The sequence below is a fragment of the Pseudomonas sp. xss_4 genome (assembly GCF_043104125.1).
Classification (GTDB): Bacteria; Pseudomonadota; Gammaproteobacteria; order Pseudomonadales; family Pseudomonadaceae; genus Aquipseudomonas; species Aquipseudomonas parafulva_B.
This window is the reverse complement of record NZ_JBICKJ010000093.1, coordinates 27,657-43,011: the sequence shown is the minus strand read 5'-3', so window position 1 is coordinate 43,011 and position 15,355 is coordinate 27,657. Positions and strand designations below refer to the sequence as shown.

12 protein-coding genes and 2 pseudogenes are annotated in these 15,355 nt (G+C 60.7%); 7 read left to right on the top strand and 7 right to left on the bottom strand.

Translation table 11 applies throughout. From position 1 onward, the window contains the following. Positions 1-23 precede the first annotated feature (23 nt). Complete coding sequence (locus ACF8GB_RS20865) at positions 24-374, bottom strand: hypothetical protein (protein ID WP_058637888.1); 351 nt, start codon at positions 372-374, stop codon at positions 24-26. A gap of 116 nt (positions 375-490) precedes the next feature. On the opposite strand from ACF8GB_RS20865, the gene ACF8GB_RS20860 reads away from it, so the two are divergent. The 3 genes from ACF8GB_RS20860 to ACF8GB_RS20850 all read left to right on the top strand — a co-directional run bounded on the left by ACF8GB_RS20860 (position 491) and on the right by ACF8GB_RS20850 (position 4,305). Then, positions 491-781, top strand: a complete 291-nt coding sequence (locus ACF8GB_RS20860; protein ID WP_058603420.1) for an RcnB family protein — start codon at positions 491-493, stop codon at positions 779-781. 153 nt (positions 782-934) lie between these two features. Beyond that, the gene (locus tag ACF8GB_RS20855) at positions 935-2,764 is read left to right on the top strand and encodes an SLC13 family permease (RefSeq protein WP_392527597.1); all 1,830 of its coding nucleotides are present in this window, start codon (positions 935-937) and stop codon (positions 2,762-2,764) included. Positions 2,765-2,883: 119 nt separating this feature from the next. Next, a complete protein-coding gene (locus tag ACF8GB_RS20850; protein ID WP_392527596.1) occupies positions 2,884-4,305 on the top strand; it encodes a diguanylate cyclase in 1,422 nt (473 codons plus the stop codon). Positions 4,306-4,962: 657 nt separating this feature from the next. Here ACF8GB_RS20850 and ACF8GB_RS20845 read toward each other — a convergent pair. Continuing rightward, positions 4,963-5,316 carry an SH3 domain-containing protein gene (locus tag ACF8GB_RS20845; RefSeq protein ID WP_058637891.1) on the bottom strand — a complete coding sequence of 118 codons (354 nt, stop codon included), beginning with the start codon at positions 5,314-5,316 and terminating at the stop codon, positions 4,963-4,965. 212 nt (positions 5,317-5,528) lie between these two features. Between ACF8GB_RS20845 and ACF8GB_RS20840 the strand changes: the two genes are divergently transcribed. The 4 genes and pseudogenes from ACF8GB_RS20840 to ACF8GB_RS20825 all read left to right on the top strand — a co-directional run bounded on the left by ACF8GB_RS20840 (position 5,529) and on the right by ACF8GB_RS20825 (position 8,495). Beyond that, a complete protein-coding gene (locus tag ACF8GB_RS20840; protein WP_145254783.1) occupies positions 5,529-5,714 on the top strand; it encodes a hypothetical protein in 186 nt (61 codons plus the stop codon). A gap of 408 nt (positions 5,715-6,122) precedes the next feature. Next, positions 6,123-6,656: pseudogene (locus tag ACF8GB_RS20835) on the top strand (MCP four helix bundle domain-containing protein); the annotation flags it as partial. 90 nt (positions 6,657-6,746) lie between these two features. Continuing rightward, a pseudogene (locus ACF8GB_RS20830) lies at positions 6,747-7,748 on the top strand (methyl-accepting chemotaxis protein); the annotation flags it as partial. Positions 7,749-7,967: 219 nt separating this feature from the next. Further along, complete coding sequence (locus ACF8GB_RS20825) at positions 7,968-8,495, top strand: ProQ/FINO family protein (RefSeq protein WP_078478373.1); 528 nt, start codon at positions 7,968-7,970, stop codon at positions 8,493-8,495. 76 nt (positions 8,496-8,571) lie between these two features. Here ACF8GB_RS20825 and ACF8GB_RS20820 read toward each other — a convergent pair whose 3' ends face one another. From ACF8GB_RS20820 to ACF8GB_RS20800, 5 genes are all read right to left on the bottom strand, one after another. Beyond that, positions 8,572-10,788, bottom strand: coding sequence for a TonB-dependent siderophore receptor (locus tag ACF8GB_RS20820; RefSeq protein ID WP_326383519.1), 2,217 nt, complete (start codon positions 10,786-10,788; stop codon positions 8,572-8,574). 195 nt (positions 10,789-10,983) lie between these two features. After that, positions 10,984-12,276, bottom strand: coding sequence for an OprD family porin (locus tag ACF8GB_RS20815; protein ID WP_392527595.1), 1,293 nt, complete (start codon positions 12,274-12,276; stop codon positions 10,984-10,986). 137 nt (positions 12,277-12,413) lie between these two features. Further along, on the bottom strand, positions 12,414-13,727 hold the full coding sequence (locus ACF8GB_RS20810) for an MFS transporter (RefSeq protein WP_392527594.1): 1,314 nt from the start codon (positions 13,725-13,727) through the stop codon (positions 12,414-12,416). A 211-nt stretch (positions 13,728-13,938) separates the two neighbouring features. Beyond that, positions 13,939-14,580, bottom strand: coding sequence for an N-carbamoylsarcosine amidohydrolase (locus tag ACF8GB_RS20805; protein WP_058603430.1), 642 nt, complete (start codon positions 14,578-14,580; stop codon positions 13,939-13,941). Between the two features lie 15 nt (positions 14,581-14,595). Continuing rightward, entirely contained in the window at positions 14,596-15,348 is a 753-nt protein-coding gene (locus tag ACF8GB_RS20800) for an Asp/Glu racemase (RefSeq protein ID WP_058603431.1), read from the bottom strand. Between the last annotated feature and the right edge of the window lie 7 nt (positions 15,349-15,355).

Here is a 15,355-nt window from a genome sequence, read left to right as displayed (position 1 = left end):
AGCCCTGGCTCGCACGTTACCCGTCAGAGACAGGTTGCGGCCGCCGCCCGGCGCTGCAACGAGACGCCGTTGTCGTTCTGTGTGTAGTAATCGATACGCGTACCGCCGTCCTGCGGGTAGACATCGACGAACGTCTCGGCCTCGCGGGTATAAACCGTAAAGCCGCCTTGCTTGCGCGGCTCCAGGTAGCCGCTGGCGTCCTGGCCGAATACGCGCTCTTCCTGCCACCCGTACTGGATGCACTGGGCAACGCGTTCAGGCGCCTTGCGCGAGTTCATGTGCGTAGTGGGTTGGCCGCTGCGGGCCGCATCCATGGTCGCAGAAGCACAACCGACCAGCAGCACGGCTGCGGCCAGGGGCAAAATCACACGCATGGTCCATCCTCTAAATCATTAAGAAGGAGGCGACTCTAGCACTGGCATGGACGCGAGTGAATTGTGGTGCGACTTCCGCTGTCTTAGCACAAACACCACGCAACAAGGAAACCGCCATGAAACTGCACTACCTGCTCCTCGCTGCCCTGCCCTGCCTGCCGATGGTCGCCACTGCAGCAACGTCCACCGACGATAGCGTGCAGAATTCGGCCACCCACAACCGTGAACTGAAAGAAGGCGATAAAGCCCCGGATCAATACAAGCGCGACGAAGCGGCCATCAAGGACTGGAAAGCCAAGGGCCTGCCGGCACCGGAAAAAGAAAGCCATTGGGTACGCATGGGCGATCGCTACGTCCTCGTACAAACGACCAATGGCGTGGTTCTGGCCATCCAGCACGTCAAATGACCCATTGCTCGGCGGGTGTCAGGCACCCGCCGAGCAAGCCCCCGCATCGCCTCTCCTCGTTAAACACTGCAATACATCAACACCTCGTACACGCTCAGGTGGCACACTACCGGCTATTGTTCATGTGCCCTGTGTGAAGGAACACCTCTCCCGATGAATCTAGAGCTGACATGGGTGCTGGCCCTGCTTGCCATTGTCGTTGTGCTGTTCATCATCAACCGTCCACGCATGGATGTCGTAGCGCTGCTGGTGATCGTAGCGTTGCCACTGTCGGGCGTGCTGACGATCGACCAAGCGCTGGCAGGTTTCAGCGACCCGAACGTCGTGCTCATCGCTGCCCTGTTCGTCATCGGTGAAGGCTTGGTGCGCACCGGTATCGCTTATCGCATCGGTGAATGGATGAGCGAACGGGCAGGCAACAGCGAGGCGCGCCTACTGGTACTGCTGATGGTCGCGGTGGCCGGCCTGGGTTCGGTCATGAGCTCCACGGGGGTAGTGGCCATCTTCATACCGGTCGTGCTGAGCATTGCTGCGCGCTTGAAGCTCTCGCCCAGCCGCCTGATGATGCCGCTGAGTTTTGCCGGCCTGATCAGTGGCATGCTCAGCCTGGTGGCGACCCCGCCCAACGTGGTGGTGCACAGCGAACTGGTACGCCATGGTGAACAAGGCTTCTCGTTCTTCAGCTTCACGCCCTTCGGGTTGGTGGTCCTGGTACTGGGTGTGGGCTACATGCTTCTGACGCGACACTGGCTCAATGGCGAGGTGCGCAAGGACGGACGTGTCGAGACCCGGCGCACGCTGCTGGACCTGGTTCTGGACTACAAGCTCAATGGTCGCGAGCGTCGCTTGCGCATTCGTCCCCATTCACCGCTGATCGGCCATACCCTAAGCGAGCTGGAGCTGCGTACCCGCCACGGAGCCAACGTCATCGGTATTGAACGTCAGCACAAGTTCACCACGCGCGTTATTGCGCCAGACTCCAACACCGTGCTGCACCAGGGCGATGTGCTGCTGCTGGACCTGTTTGCCAACCGCGACGATCTGCGCAGCCTGTGCCAGACCATGCAACTGGAACCCTTGCACTTCAAGGCCGCCTACTTCATCGACCAGTCCCAGGAGGTAGGCATGGCCGAGGTATCCCTGCCGCCGGGCTCGCAACTGATCGGCAAGAGCATCCTGGAGCTTGGCTTTCGCTCGCGTTACGACCTTAACGTGGTGGGCTTGCGGCGCGACCAGGCGGCCGTGCAAGACCAGTTGGTCGAAGAAAAGCTGCGTCTGGGCGATACCCTGCTGGTGGTCGGGCCGTGGAAGGCCGTACGCCAGCTACAAGGCAAACCGCGCGATTTTCTGGTGTTGAGCTTGCCGGCCGAGGTCGATCTGGTGGCACCTGCTCGCCGGCGCGCGCCCCAGGCGCTGCTGAGCCTGGCGGTGATGGTTGGCTTGATGGTCAGTGGCGCGGTCCCTAATGTCACAGCAGCGCTCATTGGTTGCCTGTTGATGGGCGCAGGCCGCTGCATCGACATGAACAGCGCCTACCGTTCGATCCATTGGCAAAGTCTGATCCTGATCGTGGGCATGTTGCCCTTTGCCCAGGCCTTGCAGAAAACCGGTGGCATAGACCTGGCAGTCGGGGCGCTGGTGAATGTGCTGGGCGACGCCGGGCCCGGCGCCATGCTGGCCTGCCTGTTCGCGGTCACGGCTGTGATCGGGCTGTTTATCTCCAACACGGCGACCGCGGTGCTGATGGCGCCGGTTGCCATCTCGACCGCGGCGCAGCTGGGCATGTCGCCCTACCCCTTTGCGATGACGGTGGCGCTGGCAGCCTCGGCGGCCTTCATGACGCCGGTGTCTTCGCCGGTGAACACGCTGGTGCTGGGCCCAGGGCAATATCGGTTTGCGGACTTCGTGAAGATAGGGGTGCCGTTCACGCTGTTGGTGATGGGGGTCACGGTGGTCATGGTGCCGTGGTTCTTCGGGCTGTGAGGTTGGCGGCACGCGCAAAACCTTCCAGCTGGGCAGATTGACATCAACTAGCCGGAACAACACACTGATGCGCAATTGCCCCAGGTGCGTTCAGCGGTCGTCCTGGATATCGTTTCCGCTTGCCGGTCGAGCCCATGGTTTTTCCAGCCCAATCGCGCTTGTTGCCCTACGCCGCACTGTTCAGCCTGACCTTCGCGCTTACCATTGGCGGCATCCTGGCTCGCCCGATCGAATCCCTGTCCTTGTTCTGGCCAGTCAATGCCGCACTGGCAGGTGTGTTGCTGCGCTATCCCCGCCAGGCAACTGTGTCCGGGTTCGTGCTGATGTGGTTGGCCATGGTTGGCGCCGACCTGCTCTGTGCCAGTGCCTTGGCGCCGGCGCTGTGGTTCAACCTGTGCAACATGGGCGTTGTGGTCACCCTGTGGCAATTGCTTTCGCGCTTGCCGCGCCTGCATCGGCGCATGCGCACGCCCCATGGGGTGCTATGCGTATTCGGCGCCTGCGCGACTGGGGCCTCAGTGGCTGCGAGCCTGGCCTCGGTGATGGCCGCGCCCTGGTTCGAGCAGTCCCTGCGCAGCACCTGGCTGGCCTGGTTCAGCGAGCAGTTTTCCACCGCGGTGCTGGTATTGCCGGTGATGCTCACCGCACCGGCAGCGCGTACCTTGTTGCAGGGCGGGAGCCAGAAGATTCGCCTCGCCCCGCTGTTGGTCATGCTGGTGTCGCTGGCGTTCAGCATCGCGTTCGGCGGCCCGGGCGCCATCGCGTTTCCGATCGCCGCCCTTTTGTGGTGTGCCTGGACGTACTCGCCCTTTCTGGTTTCGTTGTTGACGCTGACCGCCGGTAGCACGTTGATCGTTGCAGTTGCCCAGAGCCTTATGCACTTCAGCGTGCCGCAGAGCGAGTCGGGTGTGACGGCGCTGATGTCTGCGCGCCTGGGCATCGCGATGTTGGTGTTGGGGCCGCTGGTGGTGGCCTGCGTGACCCAGGCCAATCGCAGCCTGCTTGCCCGTCTGGCACACCAGGCCACCACCGACCACCTTACGGGTACCTTGAGCCGCAGCGCCTTTACCCAGCGTGCAAACGCACTGCTGGAAAATCGTCAGCATCAGCAGTTCCTGCCACTGACGCTGATGATGCTGGATATCGATCACTTCAAGTCCATCAACGATGCCCACGGGCACGCCGTTGGCGACCAGGTGCTGCGCCAGTTCGCCGATGCGTTGCAGGAGCAGTTGCACAGCGGCGAAGTATTCGCGCGCATGGGTGGCGAGGAGTTCGTGATCATCGTGCCAGGGCTTGCACCGGACAGGGCGCAATTTACGGCCGAGCGCCTGCGCCGTGCCGTTCAGGACCTTCAGGTGGAGCAAGCCGGGCAGCGTTTGCAGATCACGGTCAGTATCGGTCTGGCAGGCTGCGACGAAGGCATGCCGACTCCTGATCTGACCGCATTGCTGGCCAGTGCCGACAAGGCGCTGTACCTGGCCAAAGCGAAGGGACGCAATCGCGTGGAGCAAGCTGAGCCGCAGCGTCGGGCCATTTAAGCCTATTGCTGTGCGCTCATTGAAATCAGTAGCTTCACCCGGCAAATCAAGATTATCGCCGGCACGTCAAGCCGGCCGCTCAGGCGATTTGAGCAAGGACCTGTGCGACGGCCCCGCTCGATCAGGCAGTCCAAAAGCCAGACAAAATGTTGCTCAATTTCTGCTCAATTTAACGGAGCCCGCCGGGCGCTTGGGTTGCAGCACGTTATCCACAGACCTACCCACTTTTTCTGTGGACAGATTTCCCAGCCTGGAGAACGACTTATCCCACTTCGACCCTTGAATGAATGAGCCGTGCACAGCGGGGGCTGTGAAGACACCAGGCTTGAAGAATGACAGTTGAGCAGCGCTGGGCTGTGGCACAAATCAAAAGCCCGCCTGGGCAATGGAACCCGGCGGGCTGGAAGGAGGGAAACGCTCATGCGATCAACTAGGAGGAATGGTTCCCAGCAGCCCGATCATGATGGTCAACAGCAGGAAACCACCCAGGAACAGCGCCAGCTTGCTCATTGAAACCTCGACAGTGTGATACGGAATGACGTCATTTTCCGTTTTTCACTGATACGGTTACAGATTCAGGTTTGTAGAAAAAAAGCAGATCAGATGAAGGGTAGACACCCTTCGTACCCGTCCATCCCGCCGCTGGTTCGCTTACGTTCATATAAGTTGCTGGAGCTTGCCGGCAGGCAACCATCCCAGCTCCCCATCCCCGTGACGACGACACCACAGCCAGCCGTTGAGCAGATGCAACTGCTGCACCAATTGACCCGGGTCCACATCCAGCTCATGGGCGCAATAGTGATCCAACGCCCTACCCTGATTGAAATCCAGGCGTTCAATAAGCTGCTCCGGTACCCAACCCGGCTCTTGGCCCGTGCAACTGCACAAGTACCAGTCCCGCATGCCCGGCTCACTCTCGTAACGCGGGCCCACTTCCAGCAGCGTGCCTTGAGCGAAACGAAGGGGGCGTCGGTAAGCACTGCGATGCCGCTCGATCACGATGAAATGCACAGGCCTCTCCTTGGCCGGAAATCTTCGAGCCTAGCAGAAGCTGTGGAAGTTGCTGCTTTGCGGCCTCTTTGTGGGAATATTTGGCGCGTAATGTAGGAGATTTCCTCAGGCTTCATTTCCGCTGTATGAAAGATCAGTTTATGGGATGGATCTGAGCTGTTACGGTCAGCCTTTCCTACAACAGCAAGGACGCTTTTCGTTAAGAGAACTATATGGACGACTACAATGAGCCGGCGTTGCGACTTCAAAAAACCCTGTTGAACCTGCGCCGCGAGCGGGACAAGCTCAGCAGTGAAGGCAAGCACGAAGAAGCGAGCGCACTGGCGGGATCGATAGCGCGAATCGAAACCACACTGGCACAACTACCGGGTGCGTTTAAGCCTGAGACGCTGCAATAGCCCCCTGGCCCCGGCCTCCAACAGGGTCGGGGCTGCCCGTGGTTCCTGAAGCTCACAGCAAGAGGCCGGCACTCGCCTGCTTCAACCGAACCTGGGTTAAAGAATACTTCGAAGACCTGCGGTCGATCTGATCAACATTTGATTGATCCAGATCAATGCGAAATAAATTGTTACCTAAGCAGCACTGCGCGGTAACGAAAATAAATAGGCTCGCTGCTTGCTGAAAGTCACTCAACTGAGCGATCGGATGGCGGACTGCGCCGTTCGTAGACTGCTTATGTTTATTCTTAAAGTTTATTGCCCAAGGTGCCGATAGCTGTTTCAACGAGAGGGCTGCAGCCTTATTTTCACGGTCACCCTGCTGGACTTGCTTAGCCTAGCAAGCATTGCTACACCAAGGAGCTACACATGTATTTTCGGAACTTGAAAATTGGCACGCGCGCGGCGGTCATCTTCACGCTGGTCGCCCTCCTCGTACTGATCCTGGGGCTGGCATCGTTGTACCGCATGCACACGATGGACAAGGCCACTGACGAAGTGCGCACCGAATGGTTACCCGCAATCATGCTGCTGGACGAGGTCAGCATGAACCTGGGCCGCGTCCGAGCACTGACCTTGCGCAGCGTTTTGGAAGAAAGCCCCAGCGCCAGGGCCGCGACACTGGACAAGATCGCGGACATCTCCAAGCACTACCAGGAACAAATCGAAACGTACAAGGCAACAGCGACAGAGGAACGAGACCGGGCCCTGTACGACGCCTTTCTGGCCAGAAGCGCGACCTACCATACGTTGCAGGACGCAATTCTTGACGCCGTACGCAGAAACGACATTGCAGAAGCGACTCGCCTGGTCAATGGTGAATTGGCCAATTATGCCGACGCGATGATGAAGTCGCTGATCGAGCTGACCCAGTACAATTCCAACGGCGCAACCAACGCCTCCCAGGTCAGTACTGAGGCCTATGAGCAGTCCTTCTCGATTATCACGGCGACGATCGTCGGCATCATCGTACTGATGATCGCGCTGGCCATCATGCTGACCCGCAGCATCGTGCGGCCTTTGAGCGAAGCGGTGGCCGTCGCCGAGCGGGTGGCCTCGGGTGAGCTCAACCAGGTCATCGAGGTGACGGGTAGTGACGAGCCCGCGCTGTTGTTGCACGCCTTGTCCAGAATGAAAGACAGCCTGCGCGAGACGATTGCCGGCATCGCTGCCGCCTCCGACCAGCTCGCCTCGGCGTCCGAAGAGCTGTTCACGGTGACCGAAGACACCAGCCGCGGCCTGCATCAGCAAAGCGCCGAAATCGACCAGGCGGCCACGGCGGTGAACCAGATGACCGCAGCGGTGGAGGAAGTGGCCAGCAATGCCGTCAACACCGCCGATGCCTCCGAAGGTGCAGACCAGACCACCCGTGAGGGTCAGCAACGGGTCAACGATGCGCTGCAGTCCATTGGTCAGCTCGTTGGCGATGTCACGACCACTTCGCAGGAAATCGAACAGCTGGCCACCAGCGCCAACGAAATCAGCCGGGTACTGGATGTCATCGGCTCGATCGCAGGCCAGACCAACCTGCTTGCGCTCAACGCTGCCATCGAGGCTGCGCGCGCCGGTGAAGCCGGCCGTGGGTTTGCCGTGGTCGCCGATGAAGTCAGGGCGCTGGCGCACCGAACTCAACAATCGACCGCCGAGATCGAAAGCATGATCACAGGCATCCAGTCGGGCACCGAGTCTGCAGTCGGGGCCATGCACGCAAGCAAAGGGCGCGCCTCAGGCACCCTGCAAATCGCCCAATCCGCAGGTCAGGCACTGAACACGATTGCCGAGGCCATTTCGTCCATCAACCAACGCAACCTGGTGATCGCCAGCGCCTCCGAAGAGCAGGCCCAGGTGGCCCGCGAAGTGGATCGAAACCTGGTGAACATCCGGGACCTGGCGATGCAGACCTCGGCCGGCGCGAACCAGACCAGCGCCGCCGCCCAGGAATTGTCACGCCTGGCGGTGGACCTGAACGCAATGGTCGCCAAGTTCAAGGTCTAGGGCTTGATGACAAAGGGGATGCGGCCTGCCAGGAAAGCTTGCACCGTGCCCCTGGGGCAGGGATTCGCGCGATTGTGTGACGCAAATACGCTGCCCCGGAGCAAGGCCGTCGTGAGTTTCTGTAAAAAAAGCGACGATTTGTGCCTTTTGGGCTGCTCACCGGGGCTGCATCGCATATCCTTGCACCACGCAATCAACCTTGAAGCAGTGAATTGAACGATGAGCTTTGAACAACTGGCAGCGCTACGGGATCGCCTGCGGGCTGAAAAAGAGCAGCAACAGGCAAGCGCCCCAGCGCCGGCCAAGCGCAAGCCGCCCCAGAAGACCAAGCCGCGTGAACTGGACCCGGCAGTGGCCGCCATCTGGCCCCTGCAGAAGCACTTCCCGTTGGCCTTCCCCGTCAACCCTGCGCCCAAGGTGCCGCTCAAGGAGGGCATCTTCAAAGATGCCGAGCAACACCTGGAGCTGCTGGGCATCACCCGTGAGCAACTGAAGCTGGGCATTTCCACCTGGTGCCGGGGCAACCGCTACTGGACCAGCATGGTGGAAAACGCCCCGCGCCTGGACCTTAACGGCCAGCCGGCGGGCGTGGTGACTGCCGCCCAGGCGATCCATGCCAAGCGTCAGGCAGCCCAACAGCGTAACCAGGAACGCCGCAAGCGGGCCCAGGCCAAGGCACAGACCGCAGCGCCTGCAGAACAGGGCGAGGCTGCAGTCGAGCCGGCAGTGGAACAGGCCGCGGAGTAAAGGCCTGGTCTGAGCAGCGCCCACCGCCCGTTCGCCGAGCGCGCGGGTGGTGGGCGCTGCGGGCTAGCACATGGTCTCAGAGTCTCCAATCCAGGCTGACCATCATCGTGCGTGGCTCACCGTGGTACACGCCGTTGTAGAAGCCGACGTTGTTGTAGTAATGCTCGTCGAACAGGTTCTTGACGTTGACCGAAGCGCTCAAGTGCTCATCGATCTGATAGCGCGCCATCAGCCCAACCACCGAAAACGCCTTCTGGCCGATCTCATCCTTGGCCGTGATGATTCGATCACCGTCGCGCCCCACTGGTCGGTTGGCCAGCCTGAAATTGTCGCTCTGCCAGTCCAGGCTTGCCCCCACAGTCAATGCTGGGGTTAGGGCATAGGTGCTGGACAAGCGCACCAGGTTCAAGGGTTGCTCGGTGTTCTTTCGCTTTTTCTCGGCCGTGGCTGCATGCGTATAGCTGTAGCCCAGGCTCATCTGCCACCCGGTCATCACCTCGCCTGCAACTTCAGCTTCGAAGCCTTCGACAACTACGCCCTTGCCACCGCTTTTGTAGAACACCTCGTTGCCATTGGGCGGCACAGAGTCGTCCTGTTCCGCCACGTTATCCTGCTTGCTGCGAAACACTGCCGTGCTCAGGTTCAGGCGTTCAGCGAACAGGCTGCCCTTGAGTCCCACCTCATAGACCTTGCCTACGATAGGCTCAAGGTACTGCTTGTTGACGTCCCTCACGGTCTGCGGGTTGAAGATATCGGTATAGCTGACATAGGCGGTGAACTGGTCGGTCAGATCGAAGAGTACGCCGGCATAGGGCGTCCATTGATCATTCTGGACCTGCTTGGTGGTGGACTGATCGGCGACTTCCAGGGCATCACCGTAATCCCACTCCCGCTGTTGTGTCTGCCAACTGCCGTAGCGGCTGCCAATCACGATATGCAGGCGGTCCGTAGGGTTCAGGCGTGTTGCAATGTAGCCGGCCTTCTGACGAATGCTGGAGCGCGAGCTGTCGAGCCCGGTTTCGAGGTCGTAGAACGTAGGGGTGGTCCCCATGTACTTCCAATCCGCAATATTTTCGTAACCGTAGGGTACCGGTAGACCAAGGCGATAGGGTTCACTGTCGCGTCGTCGCGACTCGCCGTAACCGATCATGAAATCATGGCTGCGGCCCAACAATTGGAAAGGGCCGGCGAGGTTGAAGTCCAGCGCGTCCATCTGCTCGGAGCCCCCGAAGTGCGAGTACCAGGCTTTCATGCCACTACGGTCGGCCTCAGGAAAACCATTGCCGCCATAGTAGACCTTTCCGTCGCTGTCGCTTTGCCGGTGGGTGTACGCCACTTTCATGACCCAGTCGTTGCCCAGATACTGGTCAAGAGTAGCGAACACCGTCTGGTCTTTTAGTGGCCAGGAAGACCAGGGGGCACTGAGGTTGGTGGAACGGGGCAAGTTGGCTTTGCTGCCGTCGGCGTTCCAGAACGGCACCGTACCCCATGATGACCCTTGCACATGCTTGTTCTGATAGTCATACCCCACCGCCAGCACGGTGCTTGGCGTCAGGTCAGCTTCGAGCACGCCGTAGGCCACTTCACGCTGGGTGGCGTACTTGTCCATGAATGACTTGTTGTCACGGTACGCCAGCACGGTGCGTCCGCGCAGACGGCCGTCCCAGCCCAGCGGGCCACCGACGTCCAGGTAGCTGTAATAATTGTCGAAACTGCCCCCGCTCACGCCACTCTTTACTGCCAACGCGTGCGTCGGGCGCTTGCGAACCATTGCGATGGTCCCCGAAGGATCGCCGGCGCCTGTGGTCAGACCGGTGGCCCCACGCACGACCTCGATTCGATCGTAGATGATGGTGTCCGAGTCGGACTTGAGCCCCGAGAAGGTGTTGAGCATGCCATCGATCTGGAAATTGTTGATTGCGTAACCACGCGAGTAGTAGCCCGGTCGCTCCGAATCATTGCGTTGTACCGTGACCCCCGTGACGTGAGCCATGGCCTCGGACAGGCTGTTGAGCTGGAAGTCGTCCAGTTGCTGGCGGGATATGACCGAGACCGACTGGGGTGTCTCCTTGATCGAGAGGTTCAGCCGGGTGGCTGCGCTCATGCTACCGGTGGTGTAGGAGCCACTGTGTTCGGTGACACTGCCAAGGCCAGTGGCAATCACATCGGTTGCGCCCAGCTCGAGCACGGCGTCGTCTCGTCTTGCCTGGGTATCGGCCAGGGATGGAGGGCAGATCAAGCAAGCGTACAGGCCAAGGGTGACTGTGGTGGGGTGGGACATGAACGGGGGCATTGCGGGCTGACTCCTTGCGCGTAAAAATCCGTGCGCGCAAATCTACATCATAATCATCCTCATATGATAATTAATCTCATAAGACCTCCCTCACGTCGCACCTGAGCGCAGCTGTACGCCTGGTCGCTTATAGCCGGCCAGGTGCACGCCTGAGCTCATCGTTCTGCGCACTCGCTTGGTCGTGCGCTACAGCCTCTAGAACAGCTTGACCGTATAGCTGAGCACCACGCGGTTCTCGTCGATATCGGTTCGGTAATTGGAGCGAGCCATCACATTGCGCACGCGCACGCCGAGCCCTTCCAGCGGCCCACTTTGCACCACATAGGCCAGGTCCAGGTCTCGCTCGCGGTCGCGCCCTTCAAAGCCCAGCCCGGTTTTGACATCCCGGCCTTGTACGTAGCGCAATGTCGAGGTCAGCCCGGGGATCCCCCATGCAGCGAAGTTGTAGTCATGCCGCACCTGCCAGGAACGCTCCCCTGGCGCCGAGAACTCGTAGGTCGGCAGGGTATTACCCATTGGGTTGGTGTTGGCGCCCACCTGGATGAAACCGTCCTCACCGCCAATTTGCTGGTAGCCCACGTAAAACGTATGCCCGCCCGTTCTTGCCGAGAACAGGCTGAACAGCGCATGGTTGTCATAGTTGCCGGCAAGGTTGCGCCCATCCTCGCGCGCCTGGAAATAGCCGGCATTCACACCCAAGGTCCAGTTACCCAGGGGTTCGGCGTGCTTGAGGCTGTAGAACCGTTGCTGATAGATGTCCTGCAGTTGCGCCTGCCAGACCCCCACGCTGGTGCGGTTGTCGTTGAAGGCATAGTCGGCGCCCAGGTAATTGAAGCGGTCACTGGTAAAGCGGGCCAATCGTGCGGGGTTGATGGGGTCGTTGACCAGCGCATACATTTTCTGACTGTTGGACGAATCGCGCAGGCTGGTGGAGCGAAATTGGCCGGCACTGAGCGTCAGCCCCGCAAACTCATGCGACTCCAGCATTGCGCCCTGGTAGGTCGGCGGCAGCAGGCGCAGGTCGCTGAACAGCAACACAGGCAGATTGGGCATCAATTCGCCCACCTTCAACTCAGTCTGGGAAACCTTGAACTTGAGCGCCGCGCCCACGCGGCTGTACTGGTCGGCGGACGTGCCGCTGTCAAGACTTGGCATTAGGCCTGAGCGTGCGTGTTCAGGGCTGCTGTCGAGTTTGAAACCCAACAGGCCGATCACATCGACACCGGCACCTAGGACGCCCTGGCTATAACCTGAACTGGCGTTGAGGATGAAGCCTTGCGCCCACTCTTGAGTGCGCGATTGGGTGCTCGCCCCCTTGATATCGGCGTAGTCTCGGCTGAAGAAATAATTGCGAGCCTGGAGTGTCGCACGGGCGCCTTCGATAAAACCGACCTCTTCAGCCGGTGCCTCGGTACACAGCGCGGCTGCGATGCAGCCGCCGGCCAGGCGTGCTTTCGGGAAAAAACGCGGTGCAGTGCAAACGTGCATGGGGCGATTCCTGAATGTCGGGCAACAGCAATCCACCGGCCAGACGAACGCCCGCCGACGTGCAGATTGCATCGAGAATGGGTGTGGGCAGGCCGGCACCCGCCCGCCTGCCCTATCGGGCGTGAAGCGCTGGACCGCTAGCGGTTGACCAGCTTCGCTGGCAGGGCGATGACCAGGAAGCAACTCAGGAGCAGGCAGCCAGCGAACACCCACAGCGCCGCGTGGGAAGTGCCGGTCCAGTCGGTGACCAGGCCCATCAGCGAGTTGCTGACCAGCCCGGCGATGTTGGCCACCGAACAGGCCAGAGCAAACCCGGTGGCGGCCGCGGTCCCTTTGAGGAAAGTCGCCGGCAGGCTGAAGAACACCGGCACCGCACCAATGATCGCAGCCGAGGCGACTGCGAACAGGAATACGGTCATGACCAGGTTCTGGCTGAACAATGTACTGCTGGCCATGGCGATGGCGCCGACGACGAAGGGCACGATAATGTGCCAACGACGCTCACGGTGACGGTCGGAGCTCGCGCCGATCATCAGCATGCCGGCCAATGCGGCCAGGCTCGGGATGGCAGTGAGCAGGCCGATGTGGAACGTGTCGCTCACCCCTGCATCGCGGATGAAGGTCGGCATCCAGAAGCCCATTGCGTAGGCGCTGAGCAGGATCGAGAAATCGATACCGCCAAGCATCCACACCTTGAGGTTGAAGAACCCGTCACGGAAACTGTGCTTGCTGTCCTTGCCCTCTGCATCGTCCGCGGCAAGGTCTGCTGCCAGCTGAGCCTTGTCTTCGCTGGACAACCACTTGGCCTGCTGGAAGTGATTGGGCAAGGCCCAGAAGGTCAGAATGCCGAGCAGCACGCTGGGGATGGCCTCCAGCAAAAACAGCCACTGCCAGCCATGCAGGCCATGCACCTGATCGAAATGCCCCATGATCCAGCCCGAGATCGGTCCACCAATCACGCTCGACAGCGGCAGCCCGATCATGAACAGGGCAATGATGCGCCCACGCCGGTACGTGGGGTACCACATGGTCAGGTAGAACAGCACCCCTGGCAAAAAGCCTGCTTCGGCAGCCCCGAGCAGGAACCGCAGGATATAGAACTGGGTGGTGGTGCTGACGAACATGGTGCACGCCGACAACAGCCCCCAGGTGATCATGATGCGGGCGATCCACAGCTTGGCGCCGACGCGCTGCAGGATCAGGTTGCTGGGGACCTCGAAAATGATGTAGCCGACGAAGAACAGCCCGGCACCCAGGCCATAGGCGGCAGTGCTGAACTGCAGATCCTCGAGCATCTGCAGTTTGGCGAAGCCGACGTTGATACGGTCCAGGTAGGCGGCAAGGTAGCAAAAGCACAGGAAGGGAATGAGCCTCCAGGTGATCTTGCTGTACAGCGCTTTGGTGCCCTGATCGATGTCGCTGTGGACCGTGGTTGCATTCGCAATTGGCATTTCCTGTCTCCTGGCGGGCGACTTTGTGGTTGTTTTTAAGGCCAGCAGTTTTCGACGCACCAGTACCGTCGCGCGCTACACGCAACGTGCCCAGGCCACGCCTGAAAAAACCCCGAGTGCTCCTGCGGGGCGACCACCCGGACAGCAGGCGATCATGAACGTGCTTCCGGCACCGTTCCTCGATTGTTATTGGGTAGGCCCCCTGCCGGTGTCAGCCGGTCGATTGCCTCAATTGCGCCATCGCTTCCTGGCGGGAAACCACATCGCCGTACTTACTGTCGATGTCGAACAGGTTGGCGTGGTGCGGGTCATCATGGCGATCACCCACACATTCGCGCACCACGATGGTTCGAAAGCCATGCTGCATCGCATCGACCGCGCTGGCGCGGATGCAACCGCTGGTGGAGCAGCCGGCCAAGACCACGGTATCCACCCCTTGGGCGTGCAGCAGCGGCGCCAGGCTGGTGCCGAAGAAAGCGCTGGCGTACTGCTTGCTCAGCACCAACTCCTCCGGCTGTGGGGCAACGGCCTCGCAGAACGCAGCCAAGGGGTTGCCCTCGACCATGTCCTTCATCACCGGCGCCTTGCGCACCCAGACACCGCCATCGACAAAATGCGGAGGCTGGTAGCGGATGTTGGTATGCACCACCAGAATGCCGCAATCGCGGGCTAGCGCCAGCAGGTCCGCGGCCTGTTCCACTGCCGCGACGACGCCTGGGGCGTACAGCGCAGCCCCCGGCGTGGTGTAGCCCTGCATGAAGTCGATCATCAGCAACGCCGGTGCGCGACCAAAGCCAATACGCTGCCCCCATACACCCTGATAGTTGTCCCGAGCACTTTGTGCCTCGCTCATGTCCACCTCCCGATTTCAATAAGCGCCCGACAGCAAGGCACCGGCACCTGGCACCACCGCTTCCAGGTCCAGCGCCTTGAGCATGGCGTAGGTGGTGGCGATGGCAGCGGTGACCACAGGCTTGCCGGTCTGTGCCTCGACCTTGGCCACGGCCGGCAACGACTGCATCTGCACGCAGGCCGACAAGACCACCACATCCACCCCTTCAAGGTTCATGCCGGCTACGATGCCTGGCAGGTTGGCGGGGTCGTGACGGGCTACGGCCAGGTTGTCGGGAATCTCCAGGGCGCGCCAGTCCTGCACCTCAAAGCCTTCTTCGCGGATGTAGTTCACCACGAGCTCGGTCAGCGGCTTCATGTACGGGGCGACGATGGCGATGCGCTTGGCCTTCATCACATGCAAGGCTTCGACTAGCGCTCCGGCACTGGTGATGACCGGCGCCAGTGCGTCGTTGTCGGCAGTCGCCTGCCTGAGGCGCTGTTCGGATTGCCGGTGATAGCCAAGGCCCATGGCCATGATTGCCACCAGGCAGGCGTAGCCCAGTACATCGACCTTGGCATCGGACAGCTCCAGCGCACAGCGGTCGGACTCGGCATCCATGGCCGCCAGCTCTTCCTTTCTCACCTGCTTCATGCGCATGCGGCTGGAATGAAAGGTAAAGCGCTCCGGGCGGATGGCTTGGCGCGCGTTGAGCATCGCCGGTATCTCGGTTTCCATGGTGGTGTTGGAACTCGGCACGATCTGGCCGATGCGGTATAGCGTGGTCATGTCTGGT